General features: G+C 66.5%; 15 protein-coding genes. 6 read left to right on the top strand and 9 right to left on the bottom strand.

The window, feature by feature from the left end; translation table 11 throughout:
• Positions 1 to 107: 107 nt before the first annotated feature.
• Together QRN11_RS06745 and QRN11_RS06740 are read right to left on the bottom strand one after the other, a co-directional pair.
• Positions 108 to 1,289: a resuscitation-promoting factor gene (locus QRN11_RS06745; protein WP_285250351.1), complete on the bottom strand. Its 1,182-nt coding sequence runs from the start codon at positions 1,287 to 1,289 to the stop codon at positions 108 to 110.
• 281 nt (positions 1,290 to 1,570) lie between these two features.
• Positions 1,571 to 2,476: a TatD family hydrolase gene (locus tag QRN11_RS06740; protein ID WP_285250350.1), complete on the bottom strand. Its 906-nt coding sequence runs from the start codon at positions 2,474 to 2,476 to the stop codon at positions 1,571 to 1,573.
• Between the two features lie 164 nt (positions 2,477 to 2,640).
• Here QRN11_RS06740 and QRN11_RS06735 point away from each other — a divergent pair, with 164 nt between their 5' ends.
• Genes QRN11_RS06735 through QRN11_RS06725 form a run of 3 tightly spaced genes read left to right on the top strand, consistent with a single transcriptional unit; the run spans position 2,641 to position 7,692 of the window.
• The gene (locus QRN11_RS06735; protein WP_091418418.1) at positions 2,641 to 3,765 is read left to right on the top strand and encodes an AAA family ATPase; all 1,125 of its coding nucleotides are present in this window, start codon (positions 2,641 to 2,643) and stop codon (positions 3,763 to 3,765) included.
• Between the two features lie 10 nt (positions 3,766 to 3,775).
• Positions 3,776 to 5,212 (top strand): DUF58 domain-containing protein, encoded by a 1,437-nt coding sequence (locus tag QRN11_RS06730; protein ID WP_285250349.1) that lies wholly within the window; start codon positions 3,776 to 3,778, stop codon positions 5,210 to 5,212.
• On the top strand, positions 5,209 to 7,692 hold the full coding sequence (locus QRN11_RS06725) for a transglutaminase TgpA family protein (protein ID WP_285250348.1): 2,484 nt from the start codon (positions 5,209 to 5,211) through the stop codon (positions 7,690 to 7,692). The genes QRN11_RS06730 and QRN11_RS06725 overlap by 4 nt, the downstream gene beginning before the upstream one ends.
• Before the next feature lie 66 nt (positions 7,693 to 7,758).
• Here the strand turns inward: QRN11_RS06725 and QRN11_RS06720 are convergent, their stop codons facing one another.
• Together QRN11_RS06720 and rsmI are read right to left on the bottom strand one after the other, a co-directional pair.
• A complete protein-coding gene (locus QRN11_RS06720) occupies positions 7,759 to 9,258 on the bottom strand; it encodes an NAD-dependent succinate-semialdehyde dehydrogenase (RefSeq protein ID WP_285250347.1) in 1,500 nt (499 codons plus the stop codon).
• Between the two features lie 185 nt (positions 9,259 to 9,443).
• Positions 9,444 to 10,379 (bottom strand): 16S rRNA (cytidine(1402)-2'-O)-methyltransferase, encoded by a 936-nt coding sequence (gene rsmI, locus QRN11_RS06715; protein ID WP_142061809.1) that lies wholly within the window; start codon positions 10,377 to 10,379, stop codon positions 9,444 to 9,446.
• A 45-nt stretch (positions 10,380 to 10,424) separates the two neighbouring features.
• Between rsmI and QRN11_RS06710 the strand changes: the two genes are divergently transcribed.
• The gene (locus QRN11_RS06710) at positions 10,425 to 12,152 is read left to right on the top strand and encodes a dolichyl-phosphate-mannose--protein mannosyltransferase (protein ID WP_285250346.1); all 1,728 of its coding nucleotides are present in this window, start codon (positions 10,425 to 10,427) and stop codon (positions 12,150 to 12,152) included.
• A gap of 65 nt (positions 12,153 to 12,217) precedes the next feature.
• Positions 12,218 to 14,047: an AMP-dependent synthetase/ligase gene (locus QRN11_RS06705; protein WP_285250345.1), complete on the top strand. Its 1,830-nt coding sequence runs from the start codon at positions 12,218 to 12,220 to the stop codon at positions 14,045 to 14,047.
• Here the strand turns inward: QRN11_RS06705 and QRN11_RS06700 are convergent.
• On the bottom strand, positions 14,038 to 15,243 hold the full coding sequence (locus tag QRN11_RS06700) for a TIGR01906 family membrane protein (RefSeq protein WP_285250344.1): 1,206 nt from the start codon (positions 15,241 to 15,243) through the stop codon (positions 14,038 to 14,040). The genes QRN11_RS06705 and QRN11_RS06700 overlap by 10 nt on opposite strands.
• A 126-nt stretch (positions 15,244 to 15,369) precedes the next feature.
• Complete coding sequence (locus tag QRN11_RS06695; RefSeq protein WP_285250343.1) at positions 15,370 to 16,362, bottom strand: stage II sporulation protein M; 993 nt, start codon at positions 16,360 to 16,362, stop codon at positions 15,370 to 15,372.
• A gap of 67 nt (positions 16,363 to 16,429) precedes the next feature.
• Between QRN11_RS06695 and QRN11_RS06690 the strand changes: the two genes are divergently transcribed.
• Positions 16,430 to 17,230 carry an RDD family protein gene (locus tag QRN11_RS06690; protein WP_285250342.1) on the top strand — a complete coding sequence of 267 codons (801 nt, stop codon included), beginning with the start codon at positions 16,430 to 16,432 and terminating at the stop codon, positions 17,228 to 17,230.
• 17 nt (positions 17,231 to 17,247) lie between these two features.
• Here the strand turns inward: QRN11_RS06690 and QRN11_RS06685 are convergent, their stop codons facing one another.
• The 3 genes from QRN11_RS06685 to QRN11_RS06675 form a co-directional block, all read right to left on the bottom strand.
• A complete protein-coding gene (locus QRN11_RS06685) occupies positions 17,248 to 18,486 on the bottom strand; it encodes a L,D-transpeptidase (RefSeq protein WP_285250341.1) in 1,239 nt (412 codons plus the stop codon).
• Positions 18,487 to 18,549: 63 nt separating this feature from the next.
• Positions 18,550 to 20,028 carry an adenosylhomocysteinase gene (gene ahcY, locus QRN11_RS06680; protein WP_285250340.1) on the bottom strand — a complete coding sequence of 493 codons (1,479 nt, stop codon included), beginning with the start codon at positions 20,026 to 20,028 and terminating at the stop codon, positions 18,550 to 18,552.
• Positions 20,029 to 20,132: 104 nt separating this feature from the next.
• Positions 20,133 to 20,369 carry a Trm112 family protein gene (locus QRN11_RS06675; protein ID WP_285250339.1) on the bottom strand — a complete coding sequence of 79 codons (237 nt, stop codon included), beginning with the start codon at positions 20,367 to 20,369 and terminating at the stop codon, positions 20,133 to 20,135.
• Positions 20,370 to 20,414: the final 45 nt, after the last annotated feature.

Here is a 20,414-nt window from a genome sequence, read left to right as displayed (position 1 = left end):
GCGTGCCGGGACCACCCTGCCGGAGAAAGCCGCGGATAAATGCCGCGGCCGGGCCCGGAAGATCCGGGCCCGGACGCGATGCGGTGGGGCTTCAGTTGTGCCGCGCGTCAGCGGCTTGCCGCCCAGCCGCAGCCCCAGGGCTGGAGGCCGCGCTGCGCGTAGACCCGGTTGGCGATGTCGATCTGCTGTGCCTTGCTGGCGAGGCTGGCGTTGGGGGCGTACGCGCCGCCGCCCGAGCCGATCCAGGTCCGGATGTCGAACTGAAGGCCGCCATAGTAGCCGTTGCCGCTGTTGATGGACCAGTTGCCGCCTGATTCACACTGGGCGATCTTGTCCCACATGGCTTCGTTCATCATGGCGGGAGCGGCTGCACCGGTGTTGGCACCGGCACTGGCACTGGCTGCGGGTGCCGGGGCGGCCTGGGCCACAGGCTTGGCCTTGGTACCCACGGTGATCTTCTCGGTGACGGGCTGCGCGGTGACCGACTCAGTCACCAGGGTGCGGGATGCCTCGCGGCCATCAACGAGCACCAGCTTGAAGGTCTTCTCCAGCTTGCCGGCGGCACCGGCCTGGGTGACTTCCTTTTCGCCCTTCAAAAGCTCGGCACTTTCCACCGTTTCGGTCTTGAAGGGGACGTCCTCAGTGGTCACTGCGGTCTGTCCAACGTCCACTCGGGAGACCTTGACCACCATGTTGTTGACCACGTGGGCGTTGGCGGGCTGGGAGGAGCGGTCGTTGGCCCCAAGGGTCAGGCCGGCATCCTCCAGGACCTTGCCCACGGTGGCGGCAGTGGTGGTGGCTGCGTGGACCTTGCCGTCGGCGACGATGCTCACGGACTTGGGGGTGGAGATGGAAACGAACGATCCAGCGACTGAAAGCTGTGCGTCCTTGGGAACCGAGACGGACGACGCGCTTGCGACTCCAAGTTCGGTGACCAGTCCTTCAACATCCTGGGCGGTGGTGTTCACCGTTTTTTCGGAGCCGTCCAGGCTGACTTTAACTTCCTTGGCCTGGTTCACGTTGATGACCGTGCCGTTCTGGACGGTGGCGTCGATGGCCGGGGAAACCCGGTCCGCCGGCTTCAGTTCGAGGTTGGCGCTCTTAACGACCTGCCCCACTGTTCCACCGAAGGTTTGAACGGAAGTTACCTTGCCATCAACGTTGAGCGTGATGGTTTTGTTATTGCCCACGAAGGCTACGAGTCCCACCACCAGTGCGCACAGCACCAGCAGCTGGGTTCCAACCTTGAAAAAGCTGAACTTGCCGTCCGTTGTGAAGAACTTGACCACGATTGCCCGTAACTTTAGCTCCGTCCGGGCACGGGGAGAGCGCAATAAAATGCCCGGGCACCACCTCGAGGAGGGGTAGTCCGGGCACCGTCGCGCCGCCACACTCCTGCCTGCGGGCAAGCCGGGTCAAGCCCTGGCATATCCGCTGCGGAAGAAGTGAACTTATCCGGTGGCCTTCCCCGACCCCGGCTAATAGTTTTCCACTGTAACCGTAGCGTTATAAAGCCGCCAAGAAATTTGCATACCAGGTATTTGCCTGCTGCAGGCCAGGGAACGTGTTCTTAATCCCATTTTCCGTAGGCGCGCACGGTGTTTTCGCTGATGCCGGCACACAGCCCGGCGAGGTCCCGGCTTGTCAATTCCGCCATGGCCCGCACGGTATAGGGGACCATGTAGCTGGCGTTGGGCCTCCCCCGGTGGGGATGCGGGGTCAGGAAAGGAGCATCCGTTTCCACCAGCAGGAGTGCCGGGTCGGCTGCGGCGAGCGCGGCCCGGAGGTTCGCCGCGTTCTTGAACGTTAGCGTCCCGGCGAAGGACATCCACCAGCCTTCACGGTTGCAGATCGCGGCCAGTTCCTCGTCGCCTGAGAAGCAATGGAAAACCACCCGTTCGGGGGCGCCTTCTTCCTTGAGCACCTGCACCACGTCGCTGTGGGCGTCGCGGTCATGGATCTGCAGTGTCAGGTCCAGCCGCTTGGCGATGTCGATGTGGCGGCGGAAGGAGTAGCGCTGGTGGGCCAGGCCCCCTCCCTCGGTCCGGAAGAAATCAAGGCCGGTTTCGCCGATGGCACGGATCCGGGGGTGGGCAGCCAGTTGCTCGATCTCTGCCAGCGCCTCTTCCAGCTGGCCCCGCGCGGCATAACGCGGCGCATCGTTGGGGTGGAGCGCCACTGCCCCCAGCAGCCGTTCATCCAGGTCAACCGCCTGCACCGTGAACCGGGATGATTCCAGGTCGCAGCCCACCTGCACGGCACCCTGGACGCCTACCGCCGCAGCAGCGTCAAGGGCTTCCTTGATCCCCACCGGCGCCTCTCCGTCCGGGAAGTCGAGGTGGGTGTGGTTGTCCATAACGGGCACCGGCAAGGGCTCAGGAGCCGGAGGAAACTCCCGCTGCCTGGAGCGTTCGGATTCCGGCGCATCACCGGCAGCTGGAGCACGGTACGCGGCGGGGATCAGGGGATTGCACATCCATCAAGCCTAAACCGACAGTGCAGCCCCATATTTGTTGGAACTCTCTGTCTGTGGTGGCAGTTGTGTTAGTAGTCTGGTACGAACACATGCGGACGCCCACCGACGGGCGAAGGCAGGGCCAGCTGTCCCGTCCAGGTGAACCCCGGGCTGAAAGGTTGCCGATGGAATCCCACCGACGCACTGCCAACGATGTGAGCGCTGCGAACCGCAATCTCGCAGGAATCGCAGAGCCCGTAAGCCACCTGAACGGCCACCGGTCAGCTGCCATGGATGCCACGTCCTTCCACGAGGCAAGCCACCGGATCCTGACCACCGTCAATACGGTCATCGACGGGAAATCGGATGCCGCGAAGCTCGCATTGACGGTGCTGCTCGCCCAGGGCCACCTGCTGCTGGAGGATGTACCCGGGGTGGGCAAGACGCTCCTGGCAAAAACGCTCGCCCGGACCATCGACTGCACGGTGAACCGGATCCAGTTCACCCCGGACCTGCTTCCCTCCGACGTTACGGGTGTGTCCATCTACAACCAGTCCTCCCGGCTTTTCGAATTCCGGCCCGGGGCGGTCTTCGCCAACATTGTCATCGGCGACGAGATCAACCGGGCGTCAGCGAAGACCCAGTCCGCCCTGCTGGAGTGCATGGAGGAGCACCAGGTGACGGTGGACGGCAAGTCCTACCGCCTGGACGAGCCGTTCATGGTGGTGGCAACGCAGAATCCCATCGAAATGGAGGGCACCTATCCCTTGCCGGAGGCACAGCGGGACCGCTTCATGGCCCGGATCTCCATGGGATACCCGGACAAGGAATCCGAGATCGAGATGCTGGAGACCCACCAGTCGGCGTCACCGCTGGCCAAGGTGTCCCCGGTGGTGACCACCGCCGAGGTGGCCGCCATGATCGCCACGGTCCAGCAGGTCTACGTCTCGCAGGCTGTCAAGGAATATACGGTGTCCGTGGGCCGCGCCACCCGGGAAAGCCCGCTGCTTCGCCTCGGGGCCAGCCCCCGGTCCATGTTGCAGCTGCTGCGCGCGGCGAAGGCCACTGCGGCTCTGGACGGCCGCGACTTTGTCCTGCCGGATGACGTTGTGGACGTCGCCGAGGCTGTCCTGGCACACCGGATCATCCTGGACCGGAAAGCGGCGGGTGCCGGGGAAACCGCGCACAGCGTCCTGCGCGGCATCCTGTCCCGGCTGCCGGTGGCGCAGAAGCCGGCGGATACCGGGGCAAGGGCTTCCGCGCCCGCCGGCCGGAACGCTCCGGTGGCAGGTTTAAGCAGGAACCACTAGGCGGATTTCCATGGCGCTGCTGGACCGACTGCCCCGACACCTCTTCACGCAACGCGGCTGGGGAATGCTGGCTGCGGGGGCAGCAGCGCTTGCCGCGGCCCAGGTCATGGGCCGCAGGGACCTGTTAAGCCTTGCTGTACTCCTCTTTGTCCTCCCGCTGGTTTCCCTCGCCGGGATCCGGCTCGTGAAACCACGGTTCCAGGTGTACCGCGAGTTCAACCCCTCGCCCGTAGAGACGTCTTCACCCACCACGGTCAGGCTGGCGGTGGCCCGGACGGGGTCGGCCAGCGGCCGCGCCACCATGGAGGAACGGCTGCCGGCCAGGTTCGGCGAGTCACCGGCCTTCCGCTTCCCTTCGCGTTCCGCCACCGGCGGCACCAGCAGGTATGAGTACCACCTGCGCTCCGCCCAGCGCGGCCAGTTCCTGATCGGGCCAGTCACAGCGGAGTTCACCGATCCGTTCGGCTTGTCGCTGCACAGGCAGGCCATTGACGACGGCGACACCCTCACCGTGACGCCTGCCGCCGTCGTCCTTCCGTTGACCGGGTTGGCCGGGGCACGGGGCAACGACGGCGTTACTGCCACGAGGATCCGGGCCAACCCCAGCGATGACGACGTGATGACCCGCGAATACCGGCACGGGGATCCGATGCGCCGTGTCCACTGGGCTGCCACCGCGCGCCACGGCGAGCTGATGGTGCGGCAGGAGGAATCCGTCACCACGCCTGAGGCCACCATCATCCTGGATCACCGGTTCGGGGCGTTCTCCGGCAGCTCCGGCGCCGCCCCGGCAGGAAACGCGGCCCAGGACGGCCACACCATGATCAGCAGCGATACCTTCGAGTGGGCGGTGGTAGCCGCGATGTCCATCAGTGCCCACCTTTCCGAACGCAATTACGCACTGCGGCTTCTGGATGCGCGCGGGGAACCGGCTTTCCTGCGTTCGCCCTCCGCTCCGGAACCCGAGCTGGAGGAGTACACCGGAGCCTCCGGGCTCCAGTCCATCGCCGAGAGCCTCGCCGCAATCCAGCTCACCGGACCCCACCACCTGCACGGCGGGGCTGGCCGCGGGGACTTCTTTGGCGCCAGGGAATCCCACGGCCAGGAGGCAGGCCCCCCGCCTTTTGATGACAACCTCATGGACAAGCTCTCCGCCCACCGCATGCGGGGCCCGGTGATTGCCGTCCTGGGCAGGATCTCGGCACTGGAGGCGCTGTCCCTTGCGCCCGCCGCAGGCTACGGCACCAACGCCTTTGCCATCCTGGTGGCGGAGCGGCCGGCGGAGTTCGAGGATGCCCTTGAAAAGCTCCGGCAGGGAGGCTGGCGGGCGGCGGCCGTGGCGCCCAGCGTATCCGTGGCGGCGGCCTGGAACCAGTTCGACCAGGATCCTGCCGTGCCGGAACCACCGGCGGCGGAGGTCCGGCGTGGAGCGGGGGTGGCCCGATGACCATTGCACCTGCAAGGAAGCCCGGGACTGACCGGCAAGAACCGGCGCCGGCAGGAACGCCGGGACGCCCCCGGGTAGGCGCTTATCCGTGGGTGATGGCGGGGTCCATTGCGTTCGCGGTGGCAGGCGCGGCTGTGTCGCTGAACGGAGTGCTGCGGGGCTGGGCCTGGTACTGGCCGGTTCTCACCACCGTGCTGGTGGTCAGCCTCACGCTCGCGGTCTTGCGTTCGCTCAGGGCGCAACCGCTGCTGGTGACCGCCGGCGGATTCCTTTCCCTGGCCGCCATCCTGACGCTGACGTTCTTCCGCAGCTCCAGTTTCGCCGGCATCCTTCCCACCGGAGCCAGCCTGTCCGAGCTTGACCGGCTGATCCGCCGCGCCAGCGAAACCGTTCTCTCCGAAACGGCCCCCGTGGCACCCAACGTGGGCATCGTGATGGTCATCTGCGTGGTCCTGGGCCTGGCCGTCATCCTGGTGGACGCGCTGGCCGTACCACTCGGCATGCCCGCCGCCACCGGAGTGGGGCTGCTGGCCATCCTGGTGGTGCCGGCAATGATCAAGCCCCAAAGCGTTGGCTTCTGGGCATTTGCAGCCGTTGTGGCCGGGTATCTGATGATCCTGGCCTGCAGCCAGTGGTACGTCCCGGACGCGCGGACACCGGCCGATTCCGCGCGCAGTCCCGGCCAGGTCCGGCGGGCAGTCCTGACCGGGGCGGTGGCGGTGGCCGCCACCCTGGTTCTGCCGCTGGCCATTCCGGGATTCGACCAGGGCACCTTCCCCCAAGGCTCGCGGATTAATCCATGGGGGCAGTCCACCGGCCTGAATCCTATGATCACGCTGGGCAACAGCCTGCGGACACCTGCCGGGAGCGGCCGCATCACCTATGCCACCAACTCCCCTGCCCCGCTGTACCTGCGCTCTGTCACCGTGGACAATTTCGACGGCGACTCCTGGGGCCCCGATGACCGCAACGCTTCCCGCCGCCCGCTGGGCAACCAGATCGACCCCGGGTATGCGGTGCCCGACATGCAGCAGCTGGTCACGGCCATCGATGCCGGGACATTCACCAGCCCCTATCTGCCCGTCCCCTACGCACCGGAATCCGTGCGGGGCCTGGAAGGACGGTGGACCTGGGATCCTGCCACCTTGAGCATCAGGGGGACCGACACCACCTCACGCCGGCAGGAGTACCTGGTCACGTCCACCGTTCCGAAGGTGACAGCGGGGCTGCTGGCCAGGTCTTCGGCACCTGTGCAGGGCATAGCGGATGACTTCACCCGGATTCCGGGAAACATTCCGGACATCGTCCGTAGCACGGCGGACACGGTCGCCGGTTCCGGTTCCACGCCTTATGACAAAGCGATGGCCATCCAGAAGTACCTGCGGTCCGCGGAGTTCACCTACTCGCTGCAGTCCCCCGTGCAGGGCGGCTATGACGGAAACGGGCTCTCGGTCCTTGCGGACTTCCTGAACCAGAAGAGCGGCTACTGCATCCACTACGCGTCCGCCATGGCGGTGATGGCCAGGCTCGAGGGAATCCCCAGCCGGATCGCAGTGGGCTACGCGCCGGGCAGGCTGACGGGCGCCACCGTATCCGTGGCCGGCCAGGGTGCACTGCCTGAATACGAGGTGGACGCCAGGGATGCCCACGCGTGGCCGGAGCTCTACTTCCAGGGGCTGGGCTGGGTCCCGTTCGAGCCCACACCGTCCCGCGGCGTGGTGCCGGACTACGCCACCGAGACCTCCGCCTCTTCGGCCCCCAACGCGTTGGACAATGGTGACGATTTAGTCCCGGGAGCCACACCTGCTCCGGCACCAGCGCCGAGCGCCGCTCCGCTGCCCGGCCCGGAGTCGGGTGTCATCACGAACACCGGAAGCCAACTCCTTCCGTGGCTGACAGGTATCGGAGCGCTGTTGGGGGCTGCGCTGCTTGCCGCAAGCCCCCGGCTGATCCGGGCAGGCATCCGGGCACGGCGGCTCAGGACAGCCGATCCCGCCGCTGCCGTGCCGTTGGCGTGGAGCGAAATGGTGGACCTGGGGACCGACTACGGCCTGCCGCCCCAGCCGAGCGAGACTCCCCGGGCGTACTCGGCCAGGCTGCGCGGCTCCCAACTGCTGGGCGAACCGGGCGGAATGGACGAGGCCGCCCACCAGGCAGCGGCCGCGTTGACCGCCGAATTCGAACGCCAGAAATACGGGCCGCCGTTGGGCGGGGAGCCTGAAGCAGACCAGCCAGAAACTGCGCGGAAGGCGTCCCGGAGCAGCGAAATCACCGCTGCCCGCATCGCGGCTCTTGAATCAGCATTCCGGGCCAACTCCCCCACGCTGCGCCGGCTCCACGCAGCTTGGCTGCCGGCGTCGGTTGTTGGACGGTTTGGACGGCTGCTGGCTGTGCCATTCCGGGCTGCCGGGGTTGCCGTCGGCAAGGCGGCGAAAGCCGCCGCCCGCACCTGGTCTGCGCGCTGGTCCGGAGATTCCTGATACAGGCCCTCCGGATCCAGCGGTTCGCACGCCAGGGCAGGCAGCGGCTTTCGCCCGCCGGGTAGCCTACCCGGCGTAGGGGTCGGCGATGCCGATGTACTGGGTGTAGAGGTATTCCTCGATGCCCTCGAGGCCGCCTTCGCGGCCCAGGCCGGACTGCTTGACGCCGCCGAACGGCGCCGCGGCGTTGGAGATGACGCCGGCGTTCAGGCCCAGCATGCCGGTTTCGAGTTTTTCACCCATCCGGATGCCGCGATTCAGGTCCTTCGTGAAGACGTACGCCACCAGGCCGTATTCGGTGTTGTTGGCCAGCCGTACCGCGTCGTCTTCGCTGCTGAAGGTGGTGATCGGGGCGACGGGGCCGAAGATCTCCTCGGACAGGATCCGGGTGCCTTCGGTGACGCCGGAGAGGATGGTGGGCTGGTAGAAGTAGCCCGGGCCCTCCACCGGTCCGCCGCCCACAACCGCTGTGGCGCCGGAGGCAACGGCGTCGGACACCAGTTCGTGGACCTTGTCCCGGCTCTTGGCATCGATCAGCGGGCCCACCTTGGACTCCGGTTCGGTGCCGCGGGCGGTGGTCATTTCGCGCATTTTCGCGGCGAACTTCTCCGCGAATTCGGCAGCGACGGATTCGTGGACGATGAAGCGGTTGGCCGCGGTGCAGGCCTCGCCCATGTTCCGCAGCTTGGCGAGCATGGCGCCGGCGACGGCGGCGTCCAGGTCGGCGTCCTCGAAGACGACGAACGGGGCGTTGCCGCCGAGTTCCATGGAGGTGCGCAGCACGGTTTCGGAGGCGTCGGAGAGCAGGCGGCGGCCCACTTCTGTGGAGCCGGTGAAGGAGAGCTTGCGCAGCCGGGAGTCCTTGATCAGCGGTCCGGTGGTGGCGCCGGCTGTGGAGGTGGGGATGACGTTCAGGACGCCGGCGGGCAGGCCGGCTTCCATCATCACGGCGGCGAACAGCTGGGAGGTCAACGGCGTGAGGTTCGCGGACTTCAGCACCATGGTGCAGCCGGCGGCGACGGCCGGGGCGATCTTACGGGTGGCCATGGCCAGCGGGAAGTTCCACGGCGTGATCAGCAGGCACGGGCCCACCGGCTTCTTGGTCACCAGCAGCCGGGACTTGCCGTCCGGGGAGACGGAGTAGCGGCCGAAGGCACGGACGGCTTCTTCGGAGAACCAGCGCAGGAACTCGGCACCGTAGGTCACTTCTCCCCTGGCTTCGGCCAGGGGCTTGCCCATTTCCATGGTCATCAGCAGCGCAAAATCCTCGGCGCGTTCGGTGACCAGGTCAAAGGCGCGGCGCAGGATTTCGCCGCGCTCCCGCGGCGGGACCTTCGCCCAGGACTCCTGTGCGGCAGCGGCGGCATCCAGGGCGGCGGCACCATCTTCGGGACCGGCGTCGGCAATGGTCAGCAGCACCTTGCCCGTGGCCGGATCTTCGACGTCGAACGTCTTGCCGGAAGCGGCGGCCCGCCACTCACCATTGATAAGCAGGCCGGTGGGAACAGAGGCCAAAAGGGCGCTTTCGCGTTCTGCGGAAACGGCCGGCTGTGCAGTGACAGTCACGATGACTCCCTCGTCAGTAGGGTTATTGCAGCCCGCGGGCAGGTGGCCGGAACGGCCGCTGTGATACGGGCTGATTAGTGCCAGACTACTGCCGGGCAGCGGGCCGGTCTACGCCTTTACGCACTACCTCAAGAGGGAAAGGCTGTGCACCTGCACAGCCCTCAGCGCGGGCAAGCGGGGGTGCCTCAGCGGGCAGCCAGAACCGCTGAATAGAGCTCCCGCTTGCTCACCCGGACATCCTCCGCGACAGCGGCAACGGCTTCCTTGAGCCGGATGCCTTGCGCCACCAGCTCGTTGACCGCAGCCACGTGGTCCTCCGGTGTTCCGGCGGCCTGCTCGGGTGCCCCTGCCAGCACCACCGCAATCTCACCACGCACCTCAGAGCTTTCGGCCCACTGCAGGAGTTCGGCCAGGGAGCCGCGGATGACTTCCTCATAGGTTTTGGTCAGTTCGCGGCAGACGGCGACCCGCCGCTCAGGGCCGAACCGTTCCCGCAGGGCCCGCAGCATGGCTTCGAGGCGGTGCGGCGCTTCGAAGAACACCATGGTCCGCCGCTCCCCGGCGAGGTCGGCCAGGCGTGAGGCCCTTTCACCGGCCTTCCGCGGCAGGAACCCTTCGAAGCAGAAGCGGTCGGTAGGCAGGCCGGACAGCGCCAGGGCCGTCAGGACTGCCGATGGCCCGGGAACAGCGGTGACGGTGAGTCCGGCCGCCACAGCACCTTCCACGAGCCGGAAGCCAGGATCGGATACCGACGGCATTCCCGCGTCGGTGACCATAACAAGCGTTTTTCCAGCCCTGACCTGGTCGAGGAGTTCGGCAGTCTTGGCAGCCTCGTTGTGCTCGTGGTAACTGATCACCCGCCCTGCCACCGTGACCCCGAGGTTCTGTACGAGCCGGTGCAGCCGGCGGGTATCCTCAGCGGCAACGATGTCCGCCGTCGCCAGCAGTTCCACCAGCCGGGCGGAGGCGTCGCCGGCGTTCCCGATCGGCGTGGCGGCGAGCACGATGCGCCCGGCCCCCTGGCCCGGTGCCGCCACCGCTGCATCCCCTGCGGGTTCTCCACCGGCCTGGCTGGAGGGTGCAATGCCGGAATCAGGGAAGGGGCTGGGGTTAGGGTCCACGCCACCAGCCTACTGCTGCGGGCACTGCCAGCCGCAAAAGGTAGCATGGGGCTCGTGACGCAGACCTCGACGCGGCCAGCCGGGGCCGGACACGCCACACCCGCGGCGTCCAGCACAAGCTCTCCAGCTGCCGGCGGCCTGCCCGGAAACGCCCCGGCCCGGCCATGGATCAGCCGCCCGGCCGAGGCATTTACCGCCGAATCCCTCCGGACCCGGCTGCTGGGCCACCGGGAGCGGTGGCGCGACTACCCGCCGAAGCTGCGCCTGTGGTTCCTGCTGGTTCCCGTCCTGACGGCCGTGACGGGCGGGGTCCTGCGGTTCGTCCGGCTGGAAACACCGCACAAGCTCGTCTTCGACGAGACCTACTACGTCAAGGACGCCTACTCGCTCCTGATGAGCGGTTACGAACGGGCCTGGCCGGACAAAGCCAACGATTCCTTCAACGCCGGAAACCCCGGCGTGCTCCTGAACTCGCCCGAGTACGTGGTCCATCCCCCGGTGGGAAAATGGATGATCGCCGCCGGCATGTGGCTCTTCGGCCCGGACAGTTCCTTCGGCTGGCGCTTCTCCGCAGCCCTGACCGGAACCCTGTCCATCCTGCTCCTGTCATTCATCGCGCTGAAGCTCTTCGGGTCGCTTCCGCTCGCCGGCGCCGCGGGCCTCCTGCTTGCCGTGGACGGTCACCACCTGGTGATGTCCCGCACCTCGCTGCTGGACATCTTCCTGATGTTCTGGGTCCTCGCGGCGTTCGGCGCACTGCTGCTGGACCGGGATGACGGACGACGGCGGCTGGCCGCCAGGCTTGCCCGGGCGGCGGAGGCCAGCGGCGGACGTCCCACTCCAGTCCAGCTCCTGGCCGGGCCCTGGCTGGGGGTCCGCTGGTGGCGGATTGCGGCAGGCCTCTGCCTGGGCCTCGCCGTGGGGACCAAGTGGTCCGGGCTGTTCTTCCTGGCCGCGTTCGGTATCCTCACGGTGCTCTGGGACCTCAATGCGCGCCGGGTGGCGGGTATCCGCGGCTGGATCAGCGGCGGCATCATCAAAGACGGTGTACCAGCATTCCTGGGCATGGTTCCGGTTGCTGCCGTGGCCTACGCCCTGAGCTGGACGGGCTGGTTCCGGTCGGAGGACGCCTACTTCCGCCGTTGGGCGCAAAGCAATCCTTCCGCGGAGTGGGGCTGGCTGCCGGACTCGGTCCGGTCCCTCGCGCACTACCACCTGGAAGCGTACAAGTTCCATCAGGGCCTGGGCTCGGAACATCCCTACGAGGCAAGTGCCTGGAGCTGGCTGGTGATGGGCCGGCCGACGTCGTTCTTCTATGAGTCCCCCGAGCGCGGCACCCCGGGCTGCGACTTTGACCGGTGCACCTCCGCCATCCTGTCCGTAGGGAACCCGTTGATCTGGTGGACGGCCGCCATTTCTCTGGTGGTGCTCCTGTTCTGGTGGGCAGGACGCCGTGACTGGCGGGCAGGGGCCGTGCTTGCCGGCATGGCCGCCGGATACCTGCCATGGTTCATGTACCCCGAACGGACCATGTTCTACTTTTACGCCGTCTCCTTCGAACCGTTCCTGGTGCTTGCCCTGGTCTACTGCCTGGGCCTGGTCCTGGGGAAAACCACGGATCCGCCATGGCGCCGCCGGTCCGGGCTGTACCTGGTGGTCGTGTTTGTGGCGGCGGCCATCCTGTTGTCGGCCTTCTTCTACCCGGTCTGGGCTGCCGAGATCATTCCGTACCAGCAGTGGAGGCTCCGGATGTGGATGCCGTCCTGGATCTAGGGCAGGATGTCAGGAGACCCCGAAGGAGCCGCTGCCGCGGCGTGGCAGCGGAACGGAGACCTGCTGTGAGAGAAGCGAGCACGGAGCTGCTGGTTGAGCTTGACGCTGCCAGCAACGTCACTGACCTGCTGCTGGAACAGCAGGCCGCCAATCCTGCGCGTGCCCTGTACCGGCGGAAGGGACCTAACGGCTGGGTGGATGTTCCGGCGCAGAAGTTCCTGCAGGATGTCAGCGCCCTTGCCAAAGGGCTCATCGCCGGCGGACTCGAGCCCGGTGACACCGTGGCGGTGATGTCGGCCACCTCCTATGAATGGACGTTGGTGGATTTTGCCATCTGGTTCGCCGGCGGAGTAACGGTGCCCATTTACGAGACGTCCTCCGCCAGCCAGGTGGAATGGATCCTCCACGACGCCGGAGTCCGGCGCGTGTTCGCGGAAAACCGGGCCAAGGTGGAGCTCGTCGCGGGTGTCCTGGCCGGCTCGTCCCTGCTAAGGGACCGGCTGGTCAACGTGGTCCGGATGGATTTCGACGGCGATGCCCCCAACCTCGCAAGCCTTGCCGCTGCAGGAACGGGCGTCACGGACGCCGAGCTGGAACGGCACCGGAGCAAGGCTGTGCTGGACGACGTCGCCTCCCTGGTCTACACCTCCGGGACCACGGGCAAGCCCAAGGGCTGCGAAATCACGCACGGCAACTTCGCCCTCGTGGCCAAGAACATTGTTGCCTTCCTTCCAGAGCTGCTGCTCCAGGAGCAGGCGCGGACGTTGATGTTCCTGCCTCTGGCCCACGTGCTGGCCCGGGCAGTGCAGGTGGTCTGCCTGACGGCAGGTGCCACGTTGGCGCACTCGCCGGGCGCAACGCAGCTCCTGGAAGACCTGGGCTCCTTCAGGCCCACCTTCCTCCTGGTGGTTCCGCGGATCTTCGAAAAGGTCCGTGCTGTCGCGGCCCACAAGGCGGCAGTAGGGGGCAAAGCCCGGCTGTTCAGTGCGGCGTCCGCCACGGCCATTGAATACTCCCGTGCCGAGGATTTGAAGAGCCGGGGCGAGGGAATTGGGCCCGGCCTGCTGTGCCGGATCCGCCACGGAATTTTCGACAGGCTGCTCTACCCGCGGCTCCGCCAGGCCATGGGCGGCCAGGTGGGGTACACCGTTTCCGGCGCCAGCCCGCTGAGCCCGGAGGACGCCCATTTCTTCCGCGGCGCCGGGATCCCGGTCCTGGAAGGCTACGGGCTGACCGAAACCACTGCTCCGTGCACAGCCAACACCCCGGCGCGTACCAGGGTGGGATCAGTGGGCATCCCCATTCCAGGCACCACCATCCGGGTAGCCGAGGACGGGGAGATCCTGGTTAAGGGCATTGGCGTCTTCCGGGGATACCACGCCAACCAGGCAGCGAACACTGAGGCTTTTGTGGACGGCTTCTTCCGCACCGGCGATCTTGGGGAACTGGACCCGCAGGGATTCCTCACCATTACGGGGCGGAAGAAGGACTTGCTGGTCACCGCCGGCGGAAAAAACGTGGCGCCCGGACCCCTCGAGGAAAAAATCCGGGCACATCAGCTGGTGGGCCATGCCGTGGTGGTGGGTGACGGGAAGCCGTTTATCTCAGCCCTGGTGACCCTGGATCCCGAGGGCCTGGAGAACTGGTGCTCGGAGCGCGGCCTGCCGGCCCGGTCCATCAGGGAGGCCGCCGGCGATCCGCAGGTGGCAGCCGCCGTGCAGGAAGCGGTGGACCAGGCGAACCTGCTGGTGTCCAAAGCGGAATCCATCCGCAAAATCGCCGTGCTGGACGCGGAGTTCACGGTCGAATCCGGTCACCTCACGCCGTCGCTGAAGGTGAAGCGCAACACCGTGGTGCGCGATTTCGAAGCCGAAATCGGCAAGCTTTACAACTGATCCGCTGGCTGCCCGGCCGCCCCGGTTTTCTCCGGTACCAGGCCGCGCCGCCGGCGGGTGGGCCAGGTAAGGATCAGGGTCACCAGCGCTGTCACCACTACCAGGCCCCCGATCACCATTCCGGCGTCAATCCAGAACTGGCCGGGGAACAACCGGATCAGGGTGTCATCCATACTGAACGTCCAGGAGCCCTCGGCGAAGAAGATCCTGTGGAACTCGGTGAAGAACTGCTGCCATCCCAGCACTGCCAGCGTTCCCAGGCCCAGGATCAGCACCAGCGTGATGAGGGAGCCGGCGAACAGCCCCCTCCGGACGCCGCCGGAACTGCGCCTGCGCAGGTACAGGATGGCGATGAGGCAGAACAGGACCAGCAGCACACCGGCACCGAACGTGGACAGGATCACCAGTTTGACGTCCGCCATGTGGCTGACTTCGCCGTCCTTGAACAACTTGTCCCCGCTGCGGTGCACCAGGTCCCCCAAGTAGCGCGGGCCGGCCCAGTTGCTGAGGTAGTCCACGGCGTAGGAGCCGTAGGTCATCCTGTCGTCGGTGCTGAACCCGTAGCCGTCGCCGGGAAATCCGGGGCGGTTGTATTCCACCCACAGGAACAGGGGGCTGGTGACGGCGCGGACGGCGAGGATCAGCAAAACCAGCGGGAAGAAGATGGCGAGCAGGACCTGCATCACGCGGGGAGCCACCGGTTTGGCGTTTGCGGCGCTCTCCCGCTGGGCGTTGCGGCGCTCCACTTCTTCCTGGGGCGGGCGGACCTGGAGGGCCGAGGTGGGCAGCTGCTCACGGAATACGGGTGAGCTTTCCTGGCTGGACGAGGCCTCCGGGTCTTCGCCGGCGGCCTCAGCGGCTTTGCGGTCCGCCCGGCTTTCCGGCTGCTCCACCTTGCCTGTACCTGGGGCAGCCGCGCCGGCCGCAGCTGTGGAACCGTGGGCATCCACCGCGCCCCGGGACGGCGTGCCGCGGTGGGCATCAGCGACACCGGCAGGTTCAACGGTGCTTTCGGAATGAGCGCTTGCGGATTCTGTACTGACGGGTTCACGGGCCTCATCGCTGGCCGGGCGTTCAGCGTCTGTGGCCCCGGTCATCCAGGAAAACGCCGGCTCGGCAGAATCCCCGGACGTGTCCAGGATCGGGTCCGGCTGCGGCTCGGCTCGCCGGGCGCGGGCAGGAGTTTCGTCTTTCACAGCAGCGTCCACTTCCGTTGGTCTTCGCACCTGGTTCCGGGTCCACCGGCGCGTTTTCTCTGTTGACGAGCCTACCGTCCGGAATTCGGGCTGGGCGAGGAACCACCCCGGCAGGATTACAACGATTCAGGCAGTGATGTCGGAATAGCCCGCATCCTCACGGCGAAGGTCACCGCGCTCCCCCGCCAGGTACGCGGGCCGGCCACACACCACCACGTAGAGCCAGTACCCGCCCAGGACCGTGGCTCCGATGCCGATCTTTGCCCATACCGGCAGCGCACTGGGCGTCACGAACCCTTCCACCAGGCCGGAGACGAAGAGCACCAGGACCAGTCCCAGGGCAACGGTGACCAATGACCGGCCTTCCTCGGCCACGGCCCTTCCCCGGGGGCGCGGGCCCGGGGACACCATGGCCCAAAAAATCCGGAGGCCGGCAGCGGAGGCGATAAACACGGCAGTGAGCTCCATCAGCCCGTGCGGCAGGATGTAGCTGAAGAAAACGTCGGACTTGCCGGCCGCGGCGAAGATACCGGCGGCAATGCCCACCCCTTGGGCATTGGCGAACAGGATCATGGGCACCCACACGCCGGTGATCCCCAAGGCTACGGCCTGCGCGCTGATCCAGGCGTTGTTGGTCCAGACTGCTCCGGCGAAGGATGCGGCAGGGTTCTCCGAGTAATAGTTGATGAAGTCTTCCTCGACGTACTGCCGCGCCGCCGCTTCGGATGCCACTGCCCGCAGCGCGTCGGGATTCCCGCTGATCCACAAGGCATATACGGCACCGACCAGGACGAACACGGCACCGCACGCCAGGGTAAGCCACGTGAGGCGGTACAAGGCGGCAGGAAGGGCCACCACAAAGAACCGCGCCAGGTCCGCCATCACGTTCGAGCGTGCTCCGGTGAAACGGGTGCGGGCCTGCGCCAGCGTGGCCGAAAGGGACGCGGACAGGCCGCTTTCCGGAGCCAGGGACCGGATAAGGGACAGATGCGCGGACGTGGACTGGTACAGGGCCAGCAGTTCGTCTGACTCGGACCCGGTGAGCCCGGCCTTGTAGGCGAGCTCGTGCAGCCGGGACCACCTGTCCGCATTGATGGCGGAGAACGCGTCCATATCCACGGCATCAGCCTAGCGCCCGGCACTAGACTTGCGTCTGCAACATCAAATGCGGGGAACGGGGACCAGCATGAGTTCGATCGTCACGGGCGAAGCAGTGGTACTGGAATTGCGTCCCGCCTCCTTCGCGGCCCGTGCCCTGGGCCTGCTCCTGGACATGGCGTTGAGCATCGTGTTGCTCGTGGTGATCCTGATGGGGATATCGGCGGCGGGTGAAGACCTGGACGAGGCCGCCCAGCGGGCATTGGTCCTTGCCGGCGTGGTTTTTTGCCTGGTGATCGTTCCGGTGGCGATTGAGACCTTGAGCCGCGGGCTCTCGCTGGGCAAACTGGCTGCGGGGCTGCGGGTGGTCCGGGAGGATGGCGGCGCCATCCGCTTCCGCCATGCCCTCATCCGCGGCCTGACCGGATTCCTCGAAATCTATTTGACCTTCGGCGGCCTGGCCATTGCCGTGGCCCTCTTTAACGAGAGGTCACGCCGGCTGGGCGACCTGATGGCCGGGACCTACGCCATCCGGAGCCGGGTACCGGTGGAACGGTCCGCGCCGGTGTTCGTTCCGCCCAGGTTGGCAGCCTGGGCGGCCACGGCGGATATCGGCAGGCTCCCGGATGCCACGGCGCGGCGGGCATCCCAATTCATCCGGCAGGCAGGGCGCATGGCGCCGTTCTCCAGGGCCGGAATGGCCGAGTCAATTGCCACCGAACTCGCGGCCCACGTGGCCCCTCCCCCGCCCGCGGGAACCAGCCCTGAAGACTACCTTGCCGCCGTCGTTGCCGAACGGCGCACCAGGGACCTGGCAAGGCTGGGCAAGGCACGACGGCGGAGCGCTGAGACGGGCGAGAGGCTGCAGCGGCTGCCCTTCAGCAGTTAGGCCGCTGCAGCCCGGCGCTAGTTGTTGTATTCGCCCCAGGGGATGTTCCAGTCGCCGAAGCCGTCCGTGTGGGCCGCGTAGTCCCCCTCGGTGTTGATGATCTGGACCACGTCCCCGGTGCCCATGTTGTCGAAGACCCAGGCGGCGCCGTCGGGAGCGAACCCGATGCAGCCATGCGAGACGTTGGTGTTGCCGATGAAGGGGAACGCGGACGGCAGGGCCTGGTGGATGTAGGCCCCGCTGAGCGTCAGCCGGATGGTGTATTCGACGTCCACGTCACCGTAATAGGCGGGGTCGTCCGGCTTCAATCCGATGCTCGAGGCCCGGAAGTGGTCATAGCGCTTCTTCTCCATCAGCACGCCATACCCCCGGGCAGACGGGAAGCGCTTGTCGCCCATGCTGACCGGCAGCGTCTTGACCACCTGGTCGTTGACGCTCAGCGTGAAGGTATGGGCGGCAGCGTCCGCCACAGCCACCTTTTTGTCGCCAATGGCAACGTTCACTTTCTTGTTGAAGTTGGCGATCTGGCCGTTGCCCAGATCCACGCCGAAGAGCTTCATGTCCATGGTGACGGTGGAGTTTGCGGCCCAGAAGTTTTCAGCCCTGTACCGGACCATGGTGTCGCTGTACCAGTGGAAGGCGCCCACCTGGCCTGCACTGCTGGAGATGGTGATGGCCTTCTCCACGGCGTCACGGTTGGTGACAGGTTCACTGAAGATGATCTGCAGGGGCTGCCCCACACCCACCTTCATGCCATCCAGCGGGTAGATGGCGGCGTCGGCTTCATGGGTACTGGAGACGGTGCTGAAGGTCTGGGTGGTGCTTGCCTCGCGTCCGGCGCTGTCCTTGACCACGAAGGTGTAGCTGTAGTCCGTGTTGAACTTCAATGCTCCGGCTGCGGTCCAGCCGGTGCCCTCAGCGTCGATGCTGCCTTCGACGGTCTCCCCTGAAGTGCTGGTGAGGGTGACGCGCTCGATGGTGCCGTTGGCCACCTTCAGTGACACCGGGGCGGCAGGGTTGACCTGCTTGGCACCGTTGACCGGCGCGGCGTCCAGTTTCACGGGGGCGATGACCGGCAAAGCGACGCCGGGGGATGTCCTGACGGCAGAGCCTGCCTCGGATTCAATGGCGCCGCGGGCGATTCCCGGCGCCACCGCTGAGAACACGCCGCCGACAGCGGCGAGGAGGCACACCGCTACCACCACAAGAATTTTCTTGGTTCTGCCCGGGCGGCGGGGCTTGACTTCAGGCTCCATATTTTGATCCTAGGTGCAAAAAGTAACGGCCCGGGTGCAGTTGGCACCCGGGCGCTTTACTTCTTAGTAACGATAATGCTCGGGCTTGTAGGGGCCGGCGACGTCGAGGTCCAGGTACTCGGCCTGGTCCTTGGTCAGCTCGGTGAGCTCCACACCCAGGGCGTCCAGGTGCAGGCGTGCAACTTTTTCGTCCAGGACCTTGGGCAGGACGTAGACCTGGTTTTCGTACTCGCGCTGGCCTTCCGGCTGGTCCTTCTTGGTCCACAGCTCGATCTGGGCGATGGTCTGGTTGGCGAACGAGTTGCTCATGACGAAGGACGGGTGCCCGGTGGCGTTGCCCAGGTTCAGCAGCCGGCCTTCGGACAGGACGATGATGGAACGCTCGGCTGCCGTTCCGGCGTCGAACACCCACTCGTGGACCTGCGGCTTGATCTCCACTTTCCTGATCCCCGGGACCTTCGAGAGCCCGGCCATGTCGATTTCGTTGTCGAAGTGGCCGATGTTGCCCACGATTGCTTTGTTTTTCATGCCCGCCATGTGCTCGGCCATGATGACGTCCTTGTTGCCCGTGGTGGTGATGAAGATGTCACCCTGGGCCAGGACGGACTCGAGCTTGGCCACCTGGTAGCCGTCCATCGCGGCCTGCAGGGCGCAGATGGGGTCGATTTCGGTGACGATGACCCGGGAGCCCTGGCCGCGCAGGGCCTCGGCGGCGCCCTTGCCGACGTCGCCGTAGCCGCATACGACGGCGACCTTGCCGCCCATCAGCACATCGGTGGCCCTGTTGATGCCGTCCGGGAGGGAGTGGCGGATCCCGTACTTGTTGTCGAACTTGCTCTTCGTGACGGAGTCGTTGACGTTGATGGCAGGGAACAGCAGCTTGCCCTGTTCGGCCAGCTGGTAGAGGCGGTGTACGCCGGTGGTGGTTTCCTCGCTGACGCCCTTGATGGTGGCGGCCGTACGGGTCCACTTTTTGGGGTCAGCCGCGAGGGAGCGGCGGAGGACCTCCAGGAAGATTCCGTATTCCTCGGAATCGGTGGGATCGGCGGAGGGAACGTTGCCCACCGCCTCAAACTCCACACCCTTGTGCACCAGCATGGTGGCGTCGCCGCCGTCATCCAGGATCATGTTGGGGCCGAGCTCCGGATCAGACCCGGCGCCGGGCCAGGTGAGGATCTGCTCCGCGGTCCACCAGTATTCCTCGAGGGTTTCGCCCTTCCAGGCGAACACCGGCACGCCCTGCGGATCCTCCACGGTGCCCTTGCCCACCACAACGGCGGCAGCGGCTTCATCCTGGGTGGAGAAGATGTTGCACGAAGCCCAGCGGACCTCGGCCCCGAGGGCCGTCAGGGTTTCGATCAGCACGGCGGTCTGCACGGTCATGTGCAGGGATCCGGCGATCCGGGCGCCCTTGAGCGGCTGGCTGGGGCCGAACTCCTCGCGCAGGGACATCAGGCCGGGCATCTCGTGCTCGGCGAGGCGGATCTGGTGCCGGCCGGCTTCAGCCAGTGAAATGTCGGCAACTTTGTAATCAAAAGCCATGGGTGAATCCTTTACTTGGTCCGGCGATGGCCGGTGCTGGGTCCGGGAACTGCGGCAGCGGAGTGCCGGTGGCCTGGTGGGCCTGTGGTTCGAAAGAGGGGGCGCTACCCTGCCGGCGGCGCAGCAGTGGTTGCGTCGTGCTGGTCTGAACCGGCAGAGGCAGCGGCTGCCAGCAGTTCGGGCGGAAGCAGGAGCGGAATCCCGTCCTCGATGGCGTACCGGGGCCTGGCGCCAGACTCGTCCCCGGCGGTTGCAACAAGCTCCTCGCCCTCCTGCACCAACAGCGAACCTGTCACGGGGCAACGCAGGACGGACAGCAGTTCAGGACTGATCTTTGGCATTGATTCATGCTCCCTGACGGGCGCGCTGGCGCCGGTAGCGGACGG

This window comes from Pseudarthrobacter sp. fls2-241-R2A-168 (assembly GCF_030209335.1).
Classification (GTDB): domain Bacteria; phylum Actinomycetota; class Actinomycetes; order Actinomycetales; family Micrococcaceae; genus Arthrobacter.
The sequence above is the reverse complement of the archived record's forward strand: the minus strand, read 5'-3'. Positions and strand labels throughout refer to the sequence as shown.